The sequence below is a fragment of the Sodalis sp. RH15 genome (assembly GCF_047324255.1).
Taxonomy (GTDB): domain Bacteria; phylum Pseudomonadota; class Gammaproteobacteria; order Enterobacterales; family Enterobacteriaceae; genus Acerihabitans; species Acerihabitans ligni.
This window is the reverse complement of record NZ_CP178738.1, coordinates 1,654,367-1,673,496: the sequence shown is the minus strand read 5'-3', so window position 1 is coordinate 1,673,496 and position 19,130 is coordinate 1,654,367. Positions and strand designations below refer to the sequence as shown.

The window sequence follows — 19,130 nt, the reverse complement described above, 5'->3', positions numbered from 1 at the left end:
GATAAAAAAGTTTTACGCAGGCGGTTATTTACTCATTGCCTGACGCAGCGCCAAACGGCCTTTTTCACCGGGGCGACGCAGCGTCAAGGAGACCACCAGGGAAATTATCGATAACACCATAATCAAATGAAAGGTCACCATAAATCCACCCAACAACGAGGCGACAATAGAACCGATAATGCTGCCGACGCCGAAACCGAGATAAATCACACCGTAGTTTTTAGTCAGGTTGTTGAGACCGAAGTAATCACTTACCAGTGAAGGATAAACGGTGATGGTGCCGCCAAAGCTAAAGGCAACGCAGGCCAGGGAGAGAAAAAACGATGCCTCGGCGAGAGGAGCGAAGGTGAGCGCCGCCATCCCTGCCAACGATACCACCTGCGCCAGCGTGATAACCCGTATCCGCGGCATTTTGTCGGAAAGCACGCCCAAGACCAGGCGTCCGCCGAGATTGGCTATGGCGATAATGGTTACCGCATTGGCGGCCGATACCGGCGATAAGTGAACCAGGCTTTCGCCAATGTCCTTTGCCACCCCGATAACATAGAGACCGCTCATGCAGGCGGTCAAAAACATCAGGGCCAGCAGCCAATATTGCGGCACTTTGATGGATTGTCCCAGCGTAAAATCGTGGGCAGCCTGCACTTTTTGGGTTTCCTGCCGCGGTGCGTCTTTCATCACCAGACCGCCGGCGATAACCATCAGCATGGCTATCAGTCCCCACAGTTCAAACGTCACTTCCAGGCTGTAACGGGCGAGCAGCTGGCTGTTGATGTATTTGAACCCCAGGCTTCCCAAGCCATAGGCGCCGATAGCGCAGGCGGAGATCACGCCTTTACGTTCAGGGAACCATTTGACGCAATTGGATAACGTCATCAAATAACCGATGCCGTCAGCCAATCCCACCAGGATACCGGCGCATAACCACAGCATCGCCAGGTTGGTTGCGTAGGCGGTCAGCCAAAACCCCGCCGCCAGCAACACGCCGGCGCCGATGGTCACCTTACGCACGCCGAAACGGTCCTGAAATTTACCCGCCACCGACGAGGCCACCGCCAGCGCCAGACTCAGCAGGCCGAAAGAAAAAGCCACCTGGCTGACGGGCTGGTGGAGCTTATCCGCCAGCGGACCGTTAAACAGGCTCCAGGTATACACCGATCCCAGGGCAAACTGGGTCACGATAGTGCCGCATAGGGTCAGCCACCGGATATGATTGGATTGTTGAGTCATCATGTTCTGCCTCGTAGTAATCACTATCTATACCCAAGAGATTTCCAGTTGCAGCAAGACGGCAAGCTCGTGAGCCCCAGGAGCTTAGATAACCAAGTGACTGGGATAAACGAGCGCAGCCAACACCGCTGCAACTTGAAAGATGAAGGGTATTTCGATGCCCTCATCCGGGCTTAATGGCGCCACTATAAGGCAATGCCGGCGGGAGCGGCTCGAAATGGGAATGAGATGCCCTCCACCCGGAATGAAATGCATGTTGGCGGGTATGAACGGCTTAACGATTGATACGACGGGGTGACGGAAAAAAATAAGGATAAAGCGTGGTAAACAGGATTAGACGATTATTCACGAATGCTGTCAAGAACGATCATTGAATTAACATTATTAACATGAATTGATGTTTATTCATCAGCATCGCCATAGTATGTCATCCCGATACGAATAATATCCCGCCCCTGTGATTTGCGGTGCCGGTTACTGTCGCGAAGAGAGTAAATGCAACCGCAGTATTCCTGCTGATAAAAATGCTCGCGTTTACTGATTTCAATCATGCGCGATGAACCACCCTGCTTGCGCCAGTTATAATCCCAATAGGTGATGCCGGGATATCTAGCGGCGGCGCGTTTGCCGCAGTCATTTATTTGCTGCATGTTTTTCCAGCGGGAAATGCCCAGCGAACTGGAGATAATGCTGAAACCTTGCTCGAAGGCATAGAGCGCGGTACGTTCAAAACGCATATCGAAACACATCGTGCAGCGTATCCCCCGCTCCGGTTCATGCTCCATGCCCCTGGCCCGGGCAAACCAGTTATCGCTGTCGTAATCGGCATCCACAAACGGCACCCGGTGCTTTTGCGCAAAACGGATATTCTCCTCTTTGCGGATTTGGTACTCCCGCCGCGGATGAATATTCGGGTTATAAAAGAAAATGGTATAGTCAATTCCCGAGGCGCCGAGCGCTTCCATCACCTCACCGGAACAGGGCGCGCAGCAGGAATGCAGCAGCAGCTTATGGGCCTGGTGGGGAAGTTGAAGCATGGGACGGGTCAATTCGGCCATGGGCGCTGTCTCTCTGGCAACGGATAACTGGTCGAGGAAAATATAGCATAACGCAGGCGGAACGCGGTGCCGCCGGGGGCGGCGTTTAAGCAAGGTTCAGGCAATCGGGGCAAGCAAATACACCCAATCCACCTTACCGCAGATACCGACAGGCATAATAGGCCCGCTATCACCACGCCAAGTACCGAGCGCGTTAACGGGCGACCATGCCAATGAGGCCGGATCGGACGGGAGTTTTCCGCCGGACCTAGCGCCCCATGGCATGGTAGACCGGATGGCGGCCCTACTCAGGCCAGACGAATCAGCTCAAAGGGAATATAGCGCTCGGCGGTATTTTGCAGTTCCACACACTTTGCCCGTTCGGCCTCGACGGGCGATAGCCCCTCGGCATGTACGGCCTTGGCAATGGATGTCTCACCGGTAGCGGCAATCATGACTTTCTGACCAGGGATGATTGCATTCCGATTCCTGTCATAAACGTGAATCATACACTCCTCCAATTTCCATCACGAAACCGATAGCAAGCATAGGCCCGCCGCAAGCGGCATAATTTGAGTTATATCAAGCAAAACAACGGTTCATCGCCGGCGCCTTTTCAGCCGCAGAAGCCAACCCCGCAGGAAGCCTGCTCTAGGCGCCCCATTGGACAAAGTATGTTAACTGGTAACATATATCTGCAAACCTTTACGCTCGGCGCCTTTATGATTAGCCGTAAACAGACTAGATTTAAACGTAATGCAGCCTTCTGCGAACCTGAACATGTCAAAAGGTCAAAGCCATGCAATCTGAAGAGCAACGTCTTATTGAAGGGCTGTTTCAGCGCCTGAAACAGGCGGAACAGCAATCCGGCGCCCGTGATACCGCGGCGGATCGGCAAATCCAGGAATTCATCCGTCAGCAGCCCGCGGCGCCTTATTATATGGCGCAGTCTATTTTGATTCAGGAAGCCGCGCTCAAACGTCTGCATCAGCGGGTCACCCAGCTTGAAAACGAACTGACCGAGCTGAAAAACACTCCGCCCGCCCACAGCGGCGGTTTTCTCAGCAATCTGTTCGGCGGCGGTTCACGCGCGGCTCAGCCTCAGACGCAGACCCAACAGCCCGCCAACGCCTGGGGCAGCCAAGGGCAGCAAACACCCCCTCCCGGCTATAACGGCTATGGGCAAACCCCTCCCCCCGGCTATAATGGCTACGCCCAAACGCCGCCTCCCGGCTATGGACAACAGCCGGTGCCTCCGCGTGGCGGCGGCTTTATGGCCGGCGCGCTGCAAACCGCGGCCGGGGTTGCCGGCGGAGTGGTATTGGGCAATATGCTCACCGGCATGTTCCATAACAGCCGGCCGGAGGAGATAGTCAATGTTATCGACCAGCCCATGGATACCGCCGCCACGGATCCCCTGACCAATCAGGATTTCCAAAGCAATAACCTCGACACCTTCAATGATGTCTCGGACAGCCATTTCCTGGATAATAACAATAATTATCTGGGCGGCGATAATGCCGGCGGCGATACCGATTACAATAACGGCTTTGGTGCCGATAACGGCTTTGGCTCGGATAATGGTTTTGGTTCAGATAATGGCTTTGGCTCCGATAACGGTTTTGGTTCGGATGGCGGCTTCGGTTCAGACGATGACTTCAGCGACGATGATAATTTTGTCTGATAGCCGGTCTGCTTAAAAAAATCGCCGGCGTAGCGCCGCTGGCGAAAACAAATTCCTGCTTTTGAACCGCGCCGCCAAAGCAATACTACCCAGCCCGCTAGCAGCGCGGTTCATATGGCCGGGGTTTAATTATATCGAGCCCCGCGTTATCTATGCGAACCATTCTAATGTCCCCTAAGCTTGTACCCATCGCTCCATGACGATTTGAAGGATAATTTCACTTCACCTCACGAATACTCTCTTTACTTCTAAATTTCGCTAGAAAATAAGAAAATATTAAATTACAATAATTTCATGAACCTTTTTTTCTCAAAAATTCATAAATACAGTTAAAGTAAAAAACTCGTATTTCATCGACAGTCTTTGTATTTTAGCGAAGGATCTTTTACCAAAATAATAAATAAAACTCACCATACGTTAGTTTTAGCAGGACATCCCTGACAGTAGGCCTGATAAAAATCATGTTATTACATGACAGCTTGCAGCACCGGGCTTACGCATCAATAGCAGAGGATATAAATTTTTTAAGAATTACTAAATCAAGCTAATTTAATAACATATCTGTTATAAAGGCTGATAATTATGCGTAAAAAAACTCAGTGGCGCCTTTGTTATTACGTTTACACCTTTAAACATTGATAAAAGAATATTTTATCAGATTAAAAATATAAATAAATTTAATATTATCACCGCGACCATTGCAATGACGTTATGTATATATTCCATACCTGAAAAGGCGTCGGCGGCTTGCGCTCCTGCGCCAGCGGATGGCGTGACCACGACATGCGCGAACGGGATAAAAACAAGGACCGCCTGTTCCAGCCGTTTATCGAAGCCAACTGGATACATAACAGCAAGGATTTCGGCGCCACGCTGAACGGCGTCACCGTTAGTCAGGACGGCGCGGCCAATATCGGCGAGCTGAAACTGGGGGTGAACGGGCAGCTTAACAAAAACTTCAACCTGTGGGGCAGCGTCGGCCAGCAGGTGGGCAATAAAGGCTACAGCGATACCGCCGGCATGCTGGGCTTGAAATATCTATTTTGACAAAACAGGCCGGCTAATAGCGCTGAAAGCGTGCCTTATCCAAGTCATGTTATGCGAAAACTCACTGGATCCATAACAGCACAGCTTTCGGCATCAGCCTCAATGGCGTCACAGCGTCTCACGAATGATGGCATTTTTAAAATAGCATTTTTTTCGCAGCCATTAATCAAACAAATGAAAGGAATGAAAATCATGCGTAAAATAACTCCTCTGGCGCCTTCGTCTTTAGGTTCTATTTCTTTAAGCATTAATAAAACGACAACTGTTAAAATTAAATCCGTAAATAAATTTAATGTCATTGCCGCAGCCATTGCGCTAAGTATATATGCCATGCCTGATAAGGCGTCAGCGGCCTGCGCCCCAGCCCCGGCGGATGGCGTGACCACGATATGCGATACCTCGTCGGTGCATACCACCACTCTCGGCACCGGACCCGGTTCGAATAATGTGACCATTAATGTCCTTCCTTCCGCAGAAATCGATACCGGTGTATTCAGCGCCATTAGCCTTGACTCGGGTTCCGTCATTACCCTGCAAGACGGTGCCGTGGTTAAAAATGCCGGGTATAGCGCGGTGGTCGGCAGCGGAAATTGGGGAAAGGAGCAAAATACCATAGAGTTCAATAATGATAACGCTATCACGGTGGGACATGGCGCGCAGGTGCTGTTGACCTCAGGTACCGCACACGTTTTTGGAATCATAGGCGCAGGCAATACCATCATCAACCACGGTTTAATTTCATCTAGTTTAATTATATTCGAACTTTATAATAACGTTGGCAGCAATATTATAGACAATTACGGAACCATCGCCAGTGTTGCTGACAATCGGGTCCTTCTAATTTCCTCCGGCAATGGAGATGTTTCCTTAATCAATCGTACCGGGGCCTTGATTTACGGCGTAGTGCGTTTGGGTGCTGGGAATGATACAATTACTCTCGAGCCTGGCTCGGTTCTTACGGGTACAAGCATATCTGGTGGCGATGGAATTAATTCTTTTACACTTGAAGGATCGTCTAATCCTTCGGCGACAGCTGATATTTTACCAACCAACATTAGAGGTTTTCAATCGCTGACCAAAACCGGCGCGGGAGAGTGGCTGTTGACGGGCCAGCTCGACGCCACTGTCTCCAACGTGACCGTCAATGACGGCACCCTGACCCTGGCCGGAAGTAATAGCTTCGTCGGCGATACCCATATCAACGGCGGCACCTTGGCCGCTCAGGCCGCCAACGCCTTCAGCCCCAATTCGGCCTATATCATCGCCACACCCGGCGCCATGGATTTAAACGGCTTTAGCCAAACCATCGCCAGCGTCGACAATGCAGGGGGCATCAACCTCAACGGCGCCAACGCCGGCACCGTGCTCACCGTCACCGGCGACTATACCGGCAATAACGGACGGCTCAATTTTAACGCCAAACTCTCCGACGACGCCTCACAGTCCGAACGCCTTATCGTCGGCGGCAGCACGTCCGGCGATACCCAGGTTACCGTCAACAACGCCGGCGGCGGCGGCGCCCAGACCATTGACGGCATCGAGCTGATTACCGTCAACGGCAGCTCGGACGGCGAGTTTATCCAGTCCGGCCGCATCGTGGCCGGGGCCTATGACTATAATCTCGAACGCGGCACCGGCGCCAACGCCGCCAATTGGTATCTCAACAGTTCAACGTCGACGCCGGCGCCGGGACCCATTCCCGACCCGGATCCGGCCCCCGGCGACATGGTGGAGCGTCCTGAAGACTCAAGCTACGGCGCCAACCTGGCCGCCGCCAATACCCTGTTCGCCGCCGGCCGGGATACCCGCTCGGTCCTGACCGCCTATATCGACCCCATCACCGGCCAACAGCAGACCACCAGCCTGTGGATGACCAATGTGGGCGGCCACAACCGCTCACGCGATGACAGCGGACAGCTGCGCACCCAAAGCAATCGTTATGTCCTGCAACTGGGGGGCGATGTGGGACAGTGGAGCAGCGACGGCGCCGACAGCTTTCGCCTGGGGGTGATGGCCGGTTACGGCAACGCGAAAAGCACCACCGTATCCCAGGTCTCCGGCTACCGTGCCAAAGGCTCGGTGGACGGCTACAGCGTCGGTCTCTACGGCACCTGGTACGCCGATGCCGCCGGCCACGACGGGCTCTATGTCGACGGCTGGACCCAGTACGGCTGGTTCGACAACGAGGTAAACGGGCAAGACCTGGGCGAGCAAGACTATAAATCCAAGGGCTTCACCGCCTCGCTGGAAACCGGCTACGCCTTTAATATCGGCGCCAACCCGGCCAAAAACGCCACTTATTATATCGAGCCCCAGGCCCAGGCCATCTGGATGGACGTCAAAGCCGACGACCTCACCGAGGACAACGGTACCCGGGTCAGCGGCGACGGCGACGGCAATATCCAGACCCGCCTGGGGGTCAAGGCCTATATGAACGCCTACAGCGAACGGGATAAAAACAAGGACCGCCTGTTCCGGCCCTTTATCGAAGCCAACTGGATACATAACAGCAAGGATTTCGGCGCCACGCTGAACGGCGTCACCATCAGTCAGGACGGCGCGGCCAATATCGGCGAGCTGAAACTGGGGGTGAACGGACAGCTGAATAAAAACTTCAACCTGTGGGGCAGCGTCGGCCAGCAGGTGGGCAATAAAGGCTACAGCGATACCGCCGGCATGCTGGGATTGAAATACCTGTTCTAAAGAGACCATGGTAGACGACGAAGCCACCATCACGTAGCGGCTAAGCGTACCATGGTCAACGGCTCCATAAACATTTGACTGGCACAAACGCTTGATGAGAGACCGATACGCTGCGGCCACCGCAGCGTTTTTATGTTTCTCCGCTCACATTAATCGAATACCCGTTAATTTAAAAATGGCAATTAGACTTTTTTTTATTTATGGTAATTTTTATTGGATCTTAGCTATTATATAAAATTTATTTTTTCTCAACATAATCTCTGTTATTAATAAACCGCGCTGAAGATTTGCATTATCCGATTCATGTTCTTAATAAGTATGCACAGGTCTTATGGATAGAGTAGCGTTGTAATACATATCCATCATGATTGCAAAACATACTCTGAGTTCGCCCGGAAACATAACTATTAAAGGATGTTAATCATGAGCACGTTAAATTCTACGCCACGGTTTTTATTAATTGACACAAACGCATCATTATTTTTTCACATAAAAAAAATAAGCAAATTTAATATCATTACCGCTGCTATTGCATTGACTTTTTCCGTGTCGCCAGAAATAACGCTGGCGGCCTGTACCCCTCCCCTGGTGAGCGATGGCAGCACCGTTTGTGATGCTACCGTAGACCAAACCACCACCGTCGGCACCGGACCCGGAACAACTAACGTCACCATTACCGTCCAGCCCGGCGCTACAATTACCACCGGCGCGGTCACTGCGATAAGCGTGAATTCCGATTCCACAATCATTTTACAAAACGGCGCCAATGTGATTAACAATAGCAGCGCACTGACGGGTTCGGGTAATTGGAGTACGGGTGAAAATACCATTGAGTTCAACAACGATACCACTCTGGAAATAGCGCCTGGGGCACAGGTACTGTCACAAGGCCCAACTGGCTCGAACGAAGCTATCAACGTCATAGGGGCGGGGAATAGCATTATCAATCACGGCCTGATTCAAGGGAATGCCAGTTCGGCAATCTGGTTCCAGCCCGCCACGGGCATCAACACCATAGACAATTACGGCACCATCAGCATACTGACTCCGGGCGGTACGGCTATCGGTAGTTCAGGCACCATGGTGTCCATAATCAATCGCGACGGCGGCTCCATTATCGGCAACGTCAGTATGGGCTCCGGCGATGACAGCGTAACCCTTGAATCAGGCTCGCTTTTGGAAGGTAACATTAGCGGCGGCGGCGGAACAAATACGCTTACCTTAACCGGTGCGGCAAGTTCGACCGACACCTTGGACCTTCTGGCAGGCAATATAACCAATTTTCAAAGCCTGACCAAAAACGGCGAGGGAGAATGGCAATTAACCGGCGGACTCACCAACATTGCCAACGTGACCATCAACGAGGGCACCCTGGCCCTGGCCGGCACTAATACCTACGTCGGCAATACCAATATCAATGGCGGCACCCTGGCCGCCCAGGCCGCCGGTGCCTTGAGCCCCAATTCGGCCTATATCATCGCCGCACCCGGCGCCATGGATTTAAACGGCTTTAGCCAAACCATCGCCAGCGTCAGCAATGCCGGCGTCATCAACCTTAACGGCGCCGACGCCGCCACCGTGCTCACCGTCGCCGGCAACTATACCGGCAATAACGGCCGATTGAATTTCAACGCCAAGCTCTCCGACGACGCCTCACAGTCCGAACGCCTGATTGTCGGCGGCGACACCTCCGGCGATACCCAGGTCACCGTCAACAACGCCGGCGGCAGCGGCGCCCAGACCATTGACGGCATTGAGCTGATTACCGTCAACGGCAGCTCGGACGGCGAATTTATCCAGTCCGGCCGCATCGTCGCCGGCGCTTATGATTACACCCTGGCGCGCGGCACCGACGTTAATGCCGCCAACTGGTATTTGAACAGCTCCACGGCCGCGCCGACGCCGGAACCGCCTGGAGCGGAACCGCCCTCGGAACCCATTCCCGACCCCCATCCCGACCCGGGCGACATGGTGGAGCGTCCTGAAGATTCCAGCTACGGCGCCAACCTGGCCGCCGCCAATACCCTGTTCGCCGCCAGCCTGAATACCCGTTCGGGATTGACCGCCTATATCGACCCCATCACCGGCCAACAGCAGACCACCAGCCTGTGGATGACCAATGTGGGCGGCCACAACCGCTCACGCGATGACAGCGGACAGCTGCGCACCCAAAGCAATCGTTATGTCCTGCAACTGGGGGGCGATGTGGGACAGTGGAGCAGCGACGGCGCCGACAGCTTTCGCCTCGGGGTGATGGCCGGCTACGGCCATGCCCGCAGCAATACCGACTCGCAGGTCTCCGGCTACCGTTCCAAAGGCTCGGTGGACGGCTACAGCGTCGGTCTCTACGGCACCTGGTACGCCGATGCCGCCGGCCACGACGGGCTCTATGTCGACGGCTGGACCCAGTACGGCTGGTTCGACAACGAGGTAAACGGGCAAGACCTGGGCGAGCAAGACTATAAATCCAAGGGCTTCACCGCCTCGCTGGAAACCGGCTACGCCTTTAATATCGGCGCCAACCCGGCCAAAAACGCCACTTATTATATCGAGCCCCAGGCCCAGGCCATCTGGATGGACGTCAAAGCCGACGACCTCACCGAGGACAACGGTACCCGGGTCAGCGGCGACGGCGACGGCAATATCCAGACCCGCCTGGGGGTCAAGGCCTATATGAACGCCTACAGCGAACGGGATAAGAATAAGGACCGCCTGTTCCAGCCCTTTATCGAAGCCAACTGGATCCATAACAGCAAGGATTTCGGCGCTACGCTTAACGGCGTCACCGTCAGTCAGGACGGCGCGGCCAATATCGGCGAGCTCAAATTGGGGGTCAACGGCAAAATCAGCAAAAACCTCAACCTGTGGGGCAGCGTCGGCCAGCAGGTGGGCAACAAAGGCTACAGCGACACCGCCGGCATGCTGGGCGTGAAATACCTGTTTTGATTAAACACGCCGGATAATGCTGATGGTTTTCCCGGCATTCAACGTAGAAAGACATTAAAGAGAATGTAGTAGAGTAAGACCGCATTTGCCGCGGCCGAGTTAAATTATGTTTCCCTGCTCACATAAATTAATTTCTGTCACATTGGAAAATGGTAATTGTTCTGGTTTTTAATTGATGTGGCATTTTATGGCTGATATTACTTAATGAAATGGATTGCGATTTAACATAACCCCTGGTATTTAAATTAATTAGCGCTAAAAGCTTGCCATATCCGAGTCAAGATATGTGGAGGCCAACCGGATCCATAACAGCAAATATTCCGGCGCCAGCCCCGATGGCGTCACTGCGTCTTACGATTGCTGACAGCTTTAAAAGAGTACTTTTCCGACAACCGACAATTAAACAAATGTAAGGAATTAAATTTATGCGTAAAATAACACCTATGTCGCCTCCATCATTAGATGCCATTTATTCATGCATTAATAAAAAAAAACCTTTTCAGATTTATGTAATAAATAAATTTAATATAATTGCCGCAGCCATTGCGCTAAATTTATATGCCGTGCCTAATATGGCGTCGGCGGCATGCAACCCCGCGCTGGCGGATGGCGTCACCACTACATGTGACACTACATCAACTCATACAACCACCCTTGGCAGCGGTCCTGGTTTAGATAATGTGACCATTGTTGTGGACCCTAACGCTCAAATCATTACCGGCATAAACAGCGCCATTAGCCTCGATTCAAATTCAAACATTACGTTGGGGACAAATTCTCTGGTGCAAAATACACCTGAAGCCTCGGGCCCAGGGAATTGGGGCTCTGGCGCAAACACTATTGAGTTTAATAATGATAATACTCTGACCGTGGAATCTGGAGCAGAGGTGTGGGCGGAAGAAGGAATACGAAATGAAAATATTGACAATGCCCTTCATGTTATTGGCTCCGGGAATACCATTATTAATCATGGCTATATTTTTAGCCAAGCCGGCAATGCCATTCAAATTGAATCCAGCACTGGATTAACTACCATTGACAACGACGGGACGATTGCAAACTTTTATCCCAACGGAATCGCCATCTCAAGCGCGTTTAGCAACGGGGATGTTTCAATTGTCAACCATTCCGGCGGAATAATCGCTGGGGCAATTAATTTAGGCGGTGGGAATGATAGCATAGTTTCTGAAGACCACTCTTATCTCTCCGGCAATATCAATGGTGGCGGCGGGAGCAATACCCTGATCCTGGACGCGACGTCAAGCAACGTCTTGCCAGCAAGCCGGGTAGAAGGCACTATCAGTAACTTCCAAAGCTTGACCAAAAACGGCGTGGGACTATGGCGGATACTAGGCCAGATCGACGACACTGTTTCGAATCTCACCATTAACGATGGCACCCTGGCCCTTTATCAAAATAACGCATACACCGGCAACACCAATATCAACGGCGGCACCCTAGCCGCCTACGCCGACAATGCCCTCAGCCCCAATTCGGCCTACACTATCGCCGCACCCGGCGCCATGGATTTAAACGGCTTTAGCCAAACCATCGCCAGCGTCAGCAATGCCGGCGTCATCAACCTTAACGGCGCCGACGCCGGCACCGAGCTTACCGTCACCGGCAACTACGCTGGCAATAACGGCCGGCTCACTTTCAACGCCAAGCTCTCCGACGACGCTTCCGACTCCGAACGCCTTATCATCGGCGGCGACACCTCCGGTGAGACCACTGTCACCGTCAACAACGCCGGCGGCAGCGGCGCCCAGACCATTGACGGCATCGAGCTGATTTCGGTCGCCGGCGCCTCCGACGGCGAGTTTACCCAGTCCGGCCGTATCGTCGCCGGGGCTTATGATTATACCCTGGCGCGCGGCACCGACGCCAATGCCGCCAACTGGTATCTGAACAGCTCAACGGCGGCGCCGACGCCGGAACCCCCCGGAGCAGAGCCTGAGCCATCGCCGGAACCCATTCCCGACCCCGACCCGCAACCGGGCGATATGGTGGAGCGTCCTGAAGATTCCAGCTACGGCGCCAATCTCGCCGCCGCCAATACTCTGTTCGCCGCCAGTCTGAATGACCGTTCAGGATTGACCACCTATATCGACCCCATCACCGGCCAACAGCAGACCACCAGCCTGTGGATGACCAATGTGGGCGGCCACAACCGCTCCCGCGATGACAGCGGACAGCTGCGCACCCAAAGCAATCGCTACGTCCTGCAGCTGGGGGGCGATGTCGGCCATTGGAGCAGCGACGGCGCCGACAGCTTTCGCCTCGGCCTGATGGCCGGCTACGGCCACGCCCGCAGCACTACCGACTCGCAGGTCTCCGGCTACCGCTCCAGAGGCTCGGTGGACGGCTACAGCGTCGGTCTCTACGGCACCTGGTACGCCGATGCCGCCGGCCACGACGGGCTCTATGTCGACGGCTGGACCCAGTACGGCTGGTTCGACAACGAGGTAAACGGGCAAGACCTGGGCGAGCAAGACTATAAATCCAAGGGCTTCACCGCCTCGCTGGAAACCGGCTACGCCTTTAATATCGGCGCCAACCCGGCCAAAAACGCCACTTATTATATCGAGCCCCAGGCCCAGGCCATCTGGATGGACGTCAAAGCCGACGACCTCACCGAGGACAACGGTACCCGGGTCAGCGGCGACGGCGACGGCAATATCCAGACCCGCCTGGGGGTCAAGGCCTATATGAACGCCTACAGCGAACGGGATAAAAACAAGGACCGCCTGTTCCGGCCCTTTATCGAAGCCAACTGGATACATAACAGCAAGGATTTCGGCGCCACGCTGAACGGCGTCACCATCAGTCAGGACGGCGCGGCCAATATCGGCGAGCTGAAACTGGGGGTGAACGGACAACTGAATAAAAACTTCAACCTGTGGGGCAGCGTCGGCCAGCAGGTAGGCAATAAAGGCTACAGCGATACCGCCGGCATGCTGGGGATGAAATATCTGTTTTAAACGCTATAACCGATTGGCACAGCGAAGATGTTTGAGAAGTCGCGTGTGAAAGGGAAACCGCGCCGATGGGGTCGAAGCGGGCATGGTTTTCCTGCCCGCCCGAGCACCCCATGGCACGGTAAGCCCGCTTGCACCGAACGTGCAACGAGCCTGTTAAAGGGAAACCGCGCCGATGGGGTCGAAGCGGGCATGGTTTTCCTGCCCGCCCGAGCGCCCCATGGCACGGTAAGCCCGCTTGCACCGAACGTGCAACGAGCCGGCCTCAGGCAAACTACTTGCCGCGGCTCTTGATAACCTGCTCCGCCACCGCTTTTGGCGCTTCCGAATAGTGCTTGAACTCCATGGTATACGTAGCGCGCCCCTGCGACATGGAACGCAGCGTAGTGGAATAGCCGAACATTTCCGCCAGCGGCACCTCGGCACGGATAAGCTTACTGCCGAGAATATCCTCCATCCCCTGCACCATGCCGCGCCGTGACGAGAGATCCCCCATCACGTTGCCCATGAAATCTTCCGGCGTTTCCACTTCCACCGCCATCATCGGCTCCAGCAGAATCGGCTGCGCCTGACGCATCCCGTCCTTGAACGCCATCGCGGCCGCCATACGAAACGCATTTTCGTTGGAATCCACCTCATGATAAGAACCGAAGAACAGCGTCGCTTTCACGTCCACCACCGGATAGCCCCCCAATACGCCGGAGGTCAGCGTATCCTGAATACCCTTGTCGATAGAGGAGATATACTCCCGCGGCACCACGCCGCCCTTGATGGCATCCACGAACTCATAGCCTTTGCCCGCCGGCTGCGGTTCGATTTTCAGCACCACGTGCCCATACTGTCCACGGCCGCCGGTCTGCTTAACGTACTTGCCTTCCACCTCTTCCACGGTCTTTTTAATGGTTTCCCGATAGGCCACCTGCGGTTTACCCACCGTTACCGCCACGCCGAACTCGCGGCGCATCCGCTCCATCAGGATTTCCAGATGCAGCTCGCCCATGCCGGAGATAATGGTCTGGCCGGATTCATCATCGGTCTTGACGCGGAACGACGGATCCTCCTGCATTAACCGTCCCAGGGCAATACCCATTTTTTCCTGGTCCACCTTGGTCTTCGGCTCAATGGCCTGGGAAATGACCGGATCGGGGAAAATCATGCGTTCCAGAATAATCGGATGATCCGGATCGCACAGGGAGTCGCCGGTGGTCACATCCTTCATGCCCACCGTGGCGGCGATATCGCCGGCATGGACTTCCTTGATATCTTTACGTTCATTGGCATGCATTTGCAGCAAACGGCCCAAACGCTCTTTTTTACCCTTCACCGGGTTAAACACCGAATCCCCGGTGGATATGGTGCCGGAATAGACCCGGAAAAAGATCAGCTGGCCGACAAAGGGGTCGGTCATGATCTTGAACGCCAGGGCGGAGAACGGCTCGGTATCGCTGGAGTGACGTTCCACTTCCTTATCGTTCTCGTCATGGCCGACAATGGCCGGCACGTCGATGGGCGACGGCAGGTAGTCCACCACCGCGTCCAGCAATGCCTGCACGCCTTTATTCTTAAAGGCGCTGCCGCACAGCATCGGCACGATTTCATTGTCGATGGTGCGCTTGCGCAATGCGCTCTTGATCTCTTCTTCGGTGAGTTCCTCGCCGTTCAGGTATTTATTCATCAAGTCTTCGCTGGCTTCGGCCGCCGCTTCCACCATATGGTTGCGCCACTCCAGCGCGGACGCCATCAAGGCCGCCGGGATATCTTCGTAGGTGAACTTCACACCCTGGGTGGAATCATCCCAGACTATGGATTTCATCTTGATCAAATCCACCACGCCCTCGAAATGCTCTTCGGCGCCCACCGGAATCTGAATCGGCACCGCTACCCCTTTGAGGCGTTTGGCGATCTGGGTCTGCACCTTGAAAAAATCCGCGCCGGTGCGGTCCATCTTGTTCACGAACGCGATACGCGGCACTTTGTATTTGTTTGCCTGGCGCCAAACGGTTTCCGACTGCGGCTGAACCCCGCCCACGGAGTCATACACCATCACCGCGCCGTCCAATACCCGCATGGATCGTTCCACTTCGATGGTGAAATCCACGTGCCCCGGGGTATCGATAATATTGATATGATGTTCCGGATAATTACCGGCCATCCCTTTCCAGAAGGTGGTGGTGGCAGCTGAGGTAATGGTGATTCCGCGTTCTTGCTCCTGCTCCATCCAATCCATCGTTGCAGCGCCGTCATGCACTTCACCGATTTTATGGCTGACCCCGGTATAAAACAGAATACGCTCAGTGGTGGTAGTCTTGCCGGCATCAATATGAGCACTGATGCCGATGTTGCGATATCGTTCTATGGGAGTTTTACGGACCATACAATTACCTTAGATGCCCCTAATGGACAAAACCTACTGTGAAACATTTTCCCGGCGGCCTACGGCGGCGGGGACTGAGTAATAAATTGAGTTTGTTGCGCATTTCCGGGCAATCCGGCGGAAAAAAAACAGCGCCAGCGCGCCTGGTCAGAATGCGCCTTTTGTAACCGCTCTTCAATGTCCGCCAGTGCCTTTGTCGCTCAGGGTCACATAGCGGCGCGGAACATTACCGGCATAGGCCGAAACCGCGCATGCCGAAGTGGAAATGGCCGGCATGGGCGCTATTGTAGTCGGGACCGAGGGAATTGCCGAAGAAATCGCAGCTCTGGCTGAAGACGCTATGTAAATAAGCGCCTTCGGCATCGTCTCGCCGCCACTGCCGCGACACGGTGATGTCTTTGCCGTTCGCCAGGCGAAAACCCGCCACATCCAGCGCATCGGCACCGGCGTGTTCGCTGAGCCGGGCGTCGGGACGGCTGTAGATATTGCGACAGGCATAGCTGCCGAGGTGGTCAATGCGCGCCAGCGGCGAACCGAGGTCCGTCTCGGCCCGTGGCAAGGCGGATTGCGCCACGAACATGGCGCTGCTGAGCGCCAGGGGACAGCTGGCCAGAAAACTCGAGCTCAGCGCCACCGGCCCGAAGCTGCGCACCCGCACCGGCGACACCAGCGGGCAGGCGCCGGTAGTGGTTCTCTCGGCGGTAAAATCGATACGACCGGCGGCGCGCGCCTGCGCCAGTATCGCCAGACAGGCGGCGGGGTCCCGGGCCAGGGACCGCAGCTTGAACCGGGTAATCAACGTCGGCGGGTCGGTAACTGAAACGGGCGCAAAGGGATCGTAACCCGGTGGCAGGTAGCGCTGAAGCCGTGGGGCGAAGACTACCGCCAGCGCTACCGCAATCAATAAACCCAATAGGAATCGCACCCGGTTTTATTCCCTGCACGAGGTCGGATGGTAAGATTCTAGCAGTTGATCCGGTTTAAGGGATTTTTGCGGCGGTTTCCAGCGTAGCCGGGATCCCGGTTGCCAGATTAACGACAGTTGCCCCCTGGCTGGGTGACGAAGAGGCTTCTGTGGTTTCCAACGCGCGCCGGGCCGCGATGCGGTAGGGCTTCGGGGCATGGCCGTTAACACGTTTGAAGGCGCTGCTGAAGGCGCTCTCCGAAGTATACCCCAGCGAACGGGCGAGCACCGCCACCGGCACGTCGCTTTCCCGCAGCGCCCGTCCCGCCAGGCGCATGCGCCAATCGGTCAGATAGGAGAGAGGCGCAACGCCCGCCACCGCCTTGAAATGCAAGGCAAAGGAGGTTCGGGACATGGCGGCGGCCCTGGCCAGCTCCGCCAGTTGCCAAGGGTGGCCCGGATCCCCATGCATCAGCCGCAAGACCGGCGCGATGCGCGGGTCCGCCAGCGCCCTCAGCCAGCCGGCCGCCAGCGTGCCGGCGGTGGAGAAATGCACGCGCAATATTTGCACGAACATCAGCTGGGCTAGCTGGGACGAGGCGATACCGACCCCCGGCAGTTGCGCCGTTCTTTCCCGCACCAGTTGATCCAGCAGCCATCTCAGTACCGAGGCCTGGGGCGAAGCGGCCCGGACATGAATGAACGGCGGCAGGACATCCGACAGCAATCCTCCGCTGGCGGGATCCAGTTTGATATGACCGCCTATCTGTATGCAATCCTCGCCCTCGCCGAGCTTGGCGTTCTTATTGTCGCTGGCGGCAAAAACCCGGACCGCATCCAGGGGCGCCTGGGTCAAATCCCCCGCCAGCACAAACGAACGCTGCGCCGCCAGCAGAAACACATCGCCCTCCTCCAGGCGCAGCGGCTCATCCTCATCGTTAAAACGAAACCAGCAGTTGCCCTTCACAAGCGCGAAAAATTTGATTTTATCAGGAGCCGGAAAGCGGAGCGCCCAAGCGCCGCCGGCCGTAAATCCGCCGGAGACCACGGATTGGGCCTGGGTGAACTGCAGAATATCGGAAAAAAGATCGTTCATTATTGAACTATCGCGCAATAAATACGGATTTTCAAGCATTCATCGTTCAGTCAGCGAAGACTACACTGGGTCCCATGCACTCACCGTTATCCCTTGCAGGAGTCCAATATCATGTCCGCATTGCAAAAACCCCTCCATTCCGGTTTCAGCGCCGCTTCCACCAGCGGCGAAGTGATTAAAGGCATCGATCTGACCGGCAAAATCGCCATTGTCACCGGCGGCTATTCCGGCCTCGGCCTGGAAACCGTGCGAACGTTACGATCGGCCGGCGCCACGGTCATTGTGCCGGCGCGGGATCGGGATAAAGCCGCCGCCGCGCTGCGGGGGCTGGACGGCGTCGAGCTTGAGGTTATGGATCTGGCCCGGCCCGCCTCCATCGACGCTTTTGCCGCGAAATTCATCGACGGCCGACGGCCGCTGCACATTCTGGTGAACTGCGCCGGGATCATGGCCTGCCCTCTTGAGCGGGATGAACGGGGTTATGAATCCCAGTTCTCCACCAACCACCTCGGCCATTTCCAGCTGACGGCGAGGCTCTGGCCGGCGCTCCGGCGGGCCGGCGGAGCACGGGTGGTTTCGGTATCCTCCTGGGGACACCGCTTTTCCCCGGTGGTATTTGACGATCCTAACTTCGAACATCGCGAATACGATCGCTGGCAAGGTTACGGACAGTCGAAAACCGCCAATATCCTGTTTGCCCTGGCGCTGGACGGCCACGGTGTAGCCCACGGCGTGCGCGCCTTTTCACTGCATCCCGGCGGGATTCTGGACACCGGCCTCGGCAAACATCTGTCACAAGGAGAACTGAGGGAAGCGGGAGTCATTGACGATGCCGGAAAGCCCATCCTGGATCCCGCCAAAAACCTTAAAACCGTGGAACAGGGCGCGGCCACCATTGTCTGGTGCGCCGCCAGTCCGCAGCTCAACGGTATGGGCGGTCTTTATTGCGAAAACAGCGATATCGCACCGCTGGCCCCGGAAGGTCGCGCCGGCGGTTGGAATACCGGCGATGCCACCAGGCTCACCCTCAATGGCGTCCTGCCCTACGCTGTAGATCCGGCATCCGCAGAACGCCTGTGGCATCTGAGCGAACGGCTGCTGGGTTTTACCTTCACAGCTGATTAAGCCGAG

At 55.3% G+C, this 19,130-nt stretch carries 12 protein-coding genes and 1 pseudogene; 6 read left to right on the top strand and 7 right to left on the bottom strand.

All coding sequences use genetic code 11. From position 1 onward, the window contains the following. Window positions 1-24 precede the first annotated feature (24 nt). From ACL2XO_RS07835 to ydfZ, 3 genes are all read right to left on the bottom strand, one after another. A complete protein-coding gene (locus tag ACL2XO_RS07835; protein WP_203522422.1) occupies window positions 25-1,233 on the bottom strand; it encodes an MFS transporter in 1,209 nt (402 codons plus the stop codon). A 398-nt stretch (window positions 1,234-1,631) separates the two neighbouring features. Next, window positions 1,632-2,288: an epoxyqueuosine reductase QueH gene (locus ACL2XO_RS07830; protein WP_413742512.1), complete on the bottom strand. Its 657-nt coding sequence runs from the start codon at window positions 2,286-2,288 to the stop codon at window positions 1,632-1,634. Window positions 2,289-2,575: 287 nt separating this feature from the next. After that, a complete protein-coding gene (ydfZ, locus tag ACL2XO_RS07825; protein ID WP_132922984.1) occupies window positions 2,576-2,776 on the bottom strand; it encodes a putative selenium delivery protein YdfZ in 201 nt (66 codons plus the stop codon). Between the two features lie 290 nt (window positions 2,777-3,066). Here ydfZ and ACL2XO_RS07820 point away from each other — a divergent pair, with 290 nt between their 5' ends. Both ACL2XO_RS07820 and ACL2XO_RS07815 read left to right on the top strand, forming a co-directional pair. Then, window positions 3,067-3,951, top strand: a complete 885-nt coding sequence (locus ACL2XO_RS07820) for a DUF2076 domain-containing protein (RefSeq protein ID WP_413742511.1) — start codon at window positions 3,067-3,069, stop codon at window positions 3,949-3,951. Window positions 3,952-4,746: 795 nt separating this feature from the next. Then, window positions 4,747-4,998: pseudogene (locus ACL2XO_RS07815) on the top strand (autotransporter outer membrane beta-barrel domain-containing protein); the annotation flags it as partial. Window positions 4,999-5,042: 44 nt separating this feature from the next. Here ACL2XO_RS07815 and ACL2XO_RS07810 read toward each other — a convergent pair. Beyond that, window positions 5,043-5,453 (bottom strand): hypothetical protein, encoded by a 411-nt coding sequence (locus ACL2XO_RS07810; RefSeq protein ID WP_413723613.1) that lies wholly within the window; start codon window positions 5,451-5,453, stop codon window positions 5,043-5,045. Between the two features lie 646 nt (window positions 5,454-6,099). On the opposite strand from ACL2XO_RS07810, the gene ACL2XO_RS07805 reads away from it, so the two are divergent. From ACL2XO_RS07805 to ACL2XO_RS07795, 3 genes are all read left to right on the top strand, one after another. Beyond that, on the top strand, window positions 6,100-7,701 hold the full coding sequence (locus ACL2XO_RS07805) for an autotransporter outer membrane beta-barrel domain-containing protein (RefSeq protein WP_413742510.1): 1,602 nt from the start codon (window positions 6,100-6,102) through the stop codon (window positions 7,699-7,701). Between the two features lie 546 nt (window positions 7,702-8,247). Next, window positions 8,248-10,647, top strand: a complete 2,400-nt coding sequence (locus ACL2XO_RS07800) for an autotransporter outer membrane beta-barrel domain-containing protein (protein WP_413742509.1) — start codon at window positions 8,248-8,250, stop codon at window positions 10,645-10,647. Window positions 10,648-11,918: 1,271 nt separating this feature from the next. Then, window positions 11,919-13,628, top strand: coding sequence for an autotransporter outer membrane beta-barrel domain-containing protein (locus ACL2XO_RS07795; RefSeq protein ID WP_413742508.1), 1,710 nt, complete (start codon window positions 11,919-11,921; stop codon window positions 13,626-13,628). A gap of 271 nt (window positions 13,629-13,899) precedes the next feature. Here the strand turns inward: ACL2XO_RS07795 and fusA are convergent, their stop codons facing one another. The 3 genes from fusA to ACL2XO_RS07780 all read right to left on the bottom strand — a co-directional run bounded on the left by fusA (window position 13,900) and on the right by ACL2XO_RS07780 (window position 18,038). After that, window positions 13,900-15,999 (bottom strand): elongation factor G, encoded by a 2,100-nt coding sequence (fusA, locus tag ACL2XO_RS07790; protein ID WP_413742507.1) that lies wholly within the window; start codon window positions 15,997-15,999, stop codon window positions 13,900-13,902. Between the two features lie 226 nt (window positions 16,000-16,225). Continuing rightward, on the bottom strand, window positions 16,226-16,924 hold the full coding sequence (locus ACL2XO_RS07785; protein WP_413742506.1) for an extensin family protein: 699 nt from the start codon (window positions 16,922-16,924) through the stop codon (window positions 16,226-16,228). A gap of 55 nt (window positions 16,925-16,979) precedes the next feature. Continuing rightward, window positions 16,980-18,038, bottom strand: a complete 1,059-nt coding sequence (locus ACL2XO_RS07780) for an AraC family transcriptional regulator (RefSeq protein ID WP_413723608.1) — start codon at window positions 18,036-18,038, stop codon at window positions 16,980-16,982. A gap of 72 nt (window positions 18,039-18,110) precedes the next feature. Between ACL2XO_RS07780 and ACL2XO_RS07775 the strand changes: the two genes are divergently transcribed. Beyond that, window positions 18,111-19,124 carry an oxidoreductase gene (locus ACL2XO_RS07775; protein ID WP_413723607.1) on the top strand — a complete coding sequence of 338 codons (1,014 nt, stop codon included), beginning with the start codon at window positions 18,111-18,113 and terminating at the stop codon, window positions 19,122-19,124. The last annotated feature ends 6 nt before the right edge of the window (window positions 19,125-19,130 follow it).

Bases quoted from the DNA above. Each gene is read 5' to 3' on its own strand.
- ACL2XO_RS07835 (WP_203522422.1), bottom strand. From the start codon at position 1,233: ATGATGACTCAACAATCCAATCATATCCGGTGGCTGACCCTATGCGGC.
- ACL2XO_RS07830 (WP_413742512.1), bottom strand. From the start codon at position 2,288: ATGGCCGAATTGACCCGTCCCATGCTTCAACTTCCCCACCAGGCCCAT.
- ydfZ (WP_132922984.1), bottom strand. From the start codon at position 2,776: ATGATTCACGTTTATGACAGGAATCGGAATGCAATCATCCCTGGTCAG.
- ACL2XO_RS07820 (WP_413742511.1), top strand. From the start codon at position 3,067: ATGCAATCTGAAGAGCAACGTCTTATTGAAGGGCTGTTTCAGCGCCTG.
- ACL2XO_RS07810 (WP_413723613.1), bottom strand. From the start codon at position 5,453: ATGGTCACATTATTCGAACCGGGTCCGGTGCCGAGAGTGGTGGTATGC.
- fusA (WP_413742507.1), bottom strand. From the start codon at position 15,999: ATGGTCCGTAAAACTCCCATAGAACGATATCGCAACATCGGCATCAGT.
- ACL2XO_RS07780 (WP_413723608.1), bottom strand. From the start codon at position 18,038: ATGCTTGAAAATCCGTATTTATTGCGCGATAGTTCAATAATGAACGAT.
- ACL2XO_RS07775 (WP_413723607.1), top strand. From the start codon at position 18,111: ATGTCCGCATTGCAAAAACCCCTCCATTCCGGTTTCAGCGCCGCTTCC.